Raw genomic sequence first — 4,936 nt, forward strand, 5'->3', positions numbered from 1 at the left:
GCATTCGGCCCCAGCCTCGCGGGCGCCCTGGCCGAGCGCCATCGCGGTTTGGGTAGCTTCGGTCATGCGTAGCCCGATGCGCACCGTGAACAGCTGGCGCACGGGCAGAGTGTCTTTGGACGGGTCCTGGATCGCCGCTACCACACTGATCCCCACCGCACGACCCTGTGTCAAGATGAGTCCGAGGAGTTGTTCGATCTCGGCGCGGGTCTTGCGGTCGGTGACATAGGCGGTCAGCGAGGCGATTTCGTCGATAATGACGACGTACAGCGGCTCCTTCGGTGTTGGGGTGTGTAGGCGGGTCTGCCCACGTAGCCGGTTGGCTCGGGTGTGCATCACCGTCACCAAGTTCCGCAGCACCTGCAGGGTGGTGTCTGTGGCGTCGTGAGAGAACGCGCTGAACAGCGGTGCGCCGGCGCCGAGCTCCATCCCTCCTTTGGGATCGATCACGCACAACTGGACCAGGCCGGACTTGACAGCTGGGCACAGCCCGGCGATCAGCGACCACAGCACCGATCCCTTACCTGACCCGGTGGCGCCGGCGATGAGCAGGTGATGGCCGAGGACGGGAACGCGCCACCATTGGTGGGTGTCGGTGATCCCGACGGGCACCGCGGAGAGGTTCACGGCGGCGTTGGCCGTCGGCCGTGGCAGCCCCACGGGCCGGGCCAGGAAGTCGAAGCGGGTAATAGTGATCCGCAGTTCGCCGGGCGTGGTGGCGCGGATGATCAGTCGGTCCGCGCGCCAGGTGGCGGCGAGTGCCCGGGTTCGTTTCTGCCAGTCCCCAACTGACTGGCCGGTGGCCACGCGCACGTCGATGACGTCGGTGTGTTTGCCGATCCATACGGAGCGCAGCTCCGGTGTGTAGGTGCGGTCTTGGTAGCGCGCGGTCAAACCGTGCAGAGCGCACACCGATTCCCAGTTGCGGGTGTAGCGCCACCACGATGCGACTTGTTGTCGCATCGGCTGGGTGATCCAGCTGTCGAAGGACTGCGCGTCCAGAGCTGCCCAGGCGCCGTAGCCGGCGGCCAGCCCGATCGTGGTGAGCATTCCGGCGCCGAAGCCGTAGCGCATCGTCACGGCGAAGCTGATGAATGCGGGCACGCTGATCGCGGGGAACAGGATCGCCAACCACAGCAGGTGGCCGGCGGCTTTGAAGAGGGACCAGATCAGGATGACGATCCACTCGTCGTTAGAGTGTTGTGATCCGGTGCTGTGCTTGGTGTTCGATGAATGAGACATTGGCATTTCCTTCGGTAGATCGTGTTGTTCGGTCGGGGGGCTGCCCGCCCGGAGTCATCACTGCGTGACGCGGGTGGGCGGGCAGCCCCGTCGATTCCGATGGGTCAGGGACGCGCGGAGGTGCCTGCGTTCTTCGCTGGCGTGTCGGCGGTCTGGGTGATCGCGTCGGCGCGGTAGGCGATGCCCGAGCGGCCGTCTTGTGACCAGGGCAGTGCCACCAACCCGGTGATCGTGACGGGACGTCCGGCGGAGACGTTCGGTTCTCCCGCGACGCTGACGGCGATCACGTCACCGCCTGACTCGTCCAGGGCCATCACCTGGACTTGCCACAACGGCTGGCCGGTGGCTTTGTCGATGCGAGGTTGGCCGGTGTCGAAGTTGACCCGCTGTTCCGGAGTACGGGTGCACGTAAACGACACGCCATTTGTATTGATCTTGAGTTTCATTGCAGCACTGCCTTTCTGGTTTTGTTCGCGCGGTCGCTTCTGGCCGCGTGACCAGAACAGCGCTAGTCGGGCAGTCGCTGAAAGTGATGCCCAGTGATGGCAGTGAGGTCCCCGGACGCGCACCCTCGGCTGACGTGCGCTGATGTGTCAGGCACTATCGACTGGTGGCCGCCGCCGACCCGATCCGCGAGCGCAATGCGCAACAGCTGCGCCGTGCGCAACAGGAGTACGGGTATAGCCTTCGCGAGTTGGCGATCGAGGTAACGAACATCCGCAAGCTCCGTGGCGATGACGACCTGCCCACTGTGGAGTCGCTCAAGCGCACGATTTCCAACATCTTGGCGACCGGGCAGCTCGGCGAGATGTGGCGCAATGATCTGGCCGCGGTGTTCGGAGTCGAACCCGACGAATTCTTCAGCGTGCCGACCGAGACCAGGTTGCCCCACCCGCTGCTGGTTCAGCTACCTGTGGACCGTGAGGTTCTCACCGTCATCGACCACCAACAGCAAGCGCACATCGAGGCTGAGCACACCTTCGGGCCTCAACATGCCCGGCCGCTGGTCGAATGCGATCTCGCCACCGTCGAGGCCCTCATTTCGGTCGCGCCCGAGTCGTTGAAATCCCAAGTGCGGCAAGCAGCAGGAACCATCGCTGAAGTTGCCGGATGGATCGCCCAAGACCTCGGTGACTACACCGCTGCCGAACGTCTAACCAACAAAGCCGCTTTGCACTTGCGGTCGTCCGGTCCGGAACTGACGGCCATGATCTTGATGCGGCAGTCGAACATCCTGAGCCGGACCAGCCCGGATCTCGCCGTCGACCTGGCCGCCGAGGCCGCCGAACTTATCGCTGGCCGTCAGGTTGGCCGCCTGGCCGCAAGTGTCACTCGGCAACGGGCCCTCGCTGCGCTGGCGAACCGCGACGAACGCGGGTTTCACCGCCACGCGGCCGCAGCGCTGGAACTCGGCGACATTGACCCTGCACCCCGTGACTACGCGATCTACGCCCACGCCGCCTACATCGCCAGCGACATCGCCTCCGGGTATCTGCGGATCGGTCACTGCGAAGAGGCCCTTGAGTTGCTGGCCGGACACCACCACTGTTGGACCTCAAGCCAGCACCGCGACCATGCCGTCGCGGGCATGCGCCTGCTGCACGCATACATCACTGTTGGCGAATACCCGACCGCGCTCACACTCGCCGACACCGCCATCCCGGCGTACCTCGCCGCGCCGTCGCAACGGGCCCGCCGCCACCTCGCCCAGGCGGGCGCACTCGTCAGAGACCGTCGACGGCGTAACAGCAGTTCTGTGCTGCAGCAACTCGCCGGACGGATTAAAAACGCCACTCAAGGAGTCGCCACATGAACGGCCCGATCATCCCCGACACCACCACGACCGATGCCGTTGCATCCGCCACGCTCGCGGTCCTGCCGATCGGGTCCTTCGAACAGCACGGCCCCTGTCTGCCCCTGGCTACCGATACCCTGATCGCCTGCGCCGTCGCATCAGAAATAAGTGCGCACCACAATATTTTTCGGCTCCCGCCGATCACATTCAGCTGCTCTCACGAGCACTCCGATTTCCCCGGCACTCTCAGTGTCAGCGCGACGACACTGGCTGCGGTCGTCGGCGACATCGTTGATGGTCTCGTCCAACAAGGGGTCACCGGGTTGATCATCGTCAACGCCCACGGCGGCAACGCAGTGCTAACCAACGTCGTACAACAATCCAACCAGCGCGGCAGTCGCATCAAGATTGGCCTCTACCCGAGTCGCGAGGACTGGACCGAAGCCCGCGCGGCAGCGGGCATCACTAGCAGCAACCACGACGATATGCACGCCGGCGAACTCGAGACGTCCATCTTGCTGGCCGCCTACCCGGACTATCTACGCGATGGATGGGGCAGCGCCGACCACACCGCCACCGACCGCCGCTACCTCACCACCCTGGGCATCGGCGCCTATACGTCCACCGGAGTCATCGGCTACCCATCCCGCGCCGAAGAAGCCAAAGGCAAAATGGCCCTCCAACACCTCGCACAAAATGCCCACGCACTCATCAAGCTCATCACCACCGAATAGGCGCTCGCTGTCGACAACCCGGACATCTGGCTGGCCACTGCGTACACATCCGGCTTTGGTGGCGGCCGACGTTCGCCGGCCGAGCGCGACGGACGCCGTCGGACCCAGCCGAAGCTACCGGTATGCACGCCGATTGCGGATCATGCTAGGTACCGGTCTTTGTCATGGTGAGGTGTGCGCGCTAGTGCTGCGAAATCTCCCTATTCACGTGTGGAATGTTGGGGAGGGGGAGTGATTCCATCTTTTCTGTGGATTTCAGCTACCCTGCGCAGCTCGGGCCTGACCAAGGCCGTCCTGGGTGATCGACGACGTGACCCGAAGCTTCGCTGGTGGCGGCTCCCGTCCGCTCGGCCGCTCCCGTCCGCCGCCACCAAAGCCCGATGTTCCGCGTCAGCCACCCAGACGCCGGTGGTGACACGCGCGTCCATGCGTGTGCGGTGAAGAGTTTCAATACTGTAATCAAGCATTGCTCTGGCTTGTGCCGAAGCGGGTGTTGCAGGGTATGTGCCCCGCGATGGTTCTCGACGATCTTCTCGCGCCTGCTCGCGCCGTCGCACGCGGTGAGATCGTGTGCTCAGCGAAGATCTCTGCGAGTCTGATGCGACGAGTTCCAGTGCTTACACAACGTGGCCAGACAGCACGGCCGATGGCTCGGCTTACTGCTCGGGAGAAAGAGTATAGTCGGCCTGATTACGCTTGGTCTCGCCAATCGAGAGATCGCTACACAACTCGGAATTGAGCTGTGCACCGTCAAAAATCACGTGCACCATATCTTGGAGAAGCTCGATCTTGGAGAAGCTCGGCGTATGGCACCGCTCTGACGTGTTGACGTATGCGACACCAGGCGAGTAGCGTTTGTGCGGGCGTGTACGTTCCTGTTCTACAAGCCGTTATCGAAATGTGGAAGCGAAGCCTGGGGAGGTTCGTGGGTTTACGGCGGAGCGATGGCAAATACTAATTAAACTCTATTATCGAGCCGCACGCATCGATTTTCGGCCGGCAGCATATTCGAATAGATGAATATCCCGGAGGGAATTATGTCGGTTCAACTCGAGATAGTGGATGGCAATCCATGGTGGCTCAGTCCCAACATCTGGACTGTACCAGGTAGCGATCCGGGAGGGCCGCCGGGTATGCCCGTGGCGACTCAGCCTGCCTTCGTATA

At 63.1% G+C, this 4,936-nt stretch carries 5 protein-coding genes; 3 read left to right on the forward strand and 2 right to left on the reverse strand.

All coding sequences use genetic code 11. The features are described from left to right. Positions 1-1,242 (reverse strand): FtsK/SpoIIIE domain-containing protein (locus tag VMD50_RS04065; RefSeq protein WP_325425113.1); only part of this gene is annotated, 1,242 nt, incomplete at its 3' end. Positions 1,243-1,346: 104 nt separating this feature from the next. After that, positions 1,347-1,688, reverse strand: a complete 342-nt coding sequence (locus VMD50_RS04070) for an SCO3933 family regulatory protein (protein ID WP_325425115.1) — start codon at positions 1,686-1,688, stop codon at positions 1,347-1,349. A gap of 164 nt (positions 1,689-1,852) precedes the next feature. On the opposite strand from VMD50_RS04070, the gene VMD50_RS04075 reads away from it, so the two are divergent. The 3 genes from VMD50_RS04075 (at position 1,853) to VMD50_RS29795 (ending at position 4,592) form a co-directional block, all read left to right on the forward strand. After that, the gene (locus VMD50_RS04075; RefSeq protein WP_325425117.1) at positions 1,853-3,055 is read left to right on the forward strand and encodes an NsdA family TPR-like regulatory protein; all 1,203 of its coding nucleotides are present in this window, start codon (positions 1,853-1,855) and stop codon (positions 3,053-3,055) included. After that, the gene (locus VMD50_RS04080; protein WP_325425119.1) at positions 3,052-3,771 is read left to right on the forward strand and encodes a creatininase family protein; all 720 of its coding nucleotides are present in this window, start codon (positions 3,052-3,054) and stop codon (positions 3,769-3,771) included. Before VMD50_RS04075 ends, VMD50_RS04080 begins: the two co-directional genes overlap by 4 nt. A 626-nt stretch (positions 3,772-4,397) precedes the next feature. Further along, the gene (locus VMD50_RS29795; protein ID WP_414685995.1) at positions 4,398-4,592 is read left to right on the forward strand and encodes a LuxR C-terminal-related transcriptional regulator; all 195 of its coding nucleotides are present in this window, start codon (positions 4,398-4,400) and stop codon (positions 4,590-4,592) included. The last annotated feature ends 344 nt before the right edge of the window (positions 4,593-4,936 follow it).

Source organism: Mycobacterium sp., from assembly GCF_035506235.1.
GTDB lineage: Bacteria > Actinomycetota > Actinomycetes > Mycobacteriales > Mycobacteriaceae > Mycobacterium.

Bases quoted from the DNA above. Each gene is read 5' to 3' on its own strand.
- VMD50_RS04070 (WP_325425115.1), bottom strand. From the start codon at position 1,688: ATGAAACTCAAGATCAATACAAATGGCGTGTCGTTTACGTGCACCCGT.
- VMD50_RS04080 (WP_325425119.1), top strand. From the start codon at position 3,052: ATGAACGGCCCGATCATCCCCGACACCACCACGACCGATGCCGTTGCA.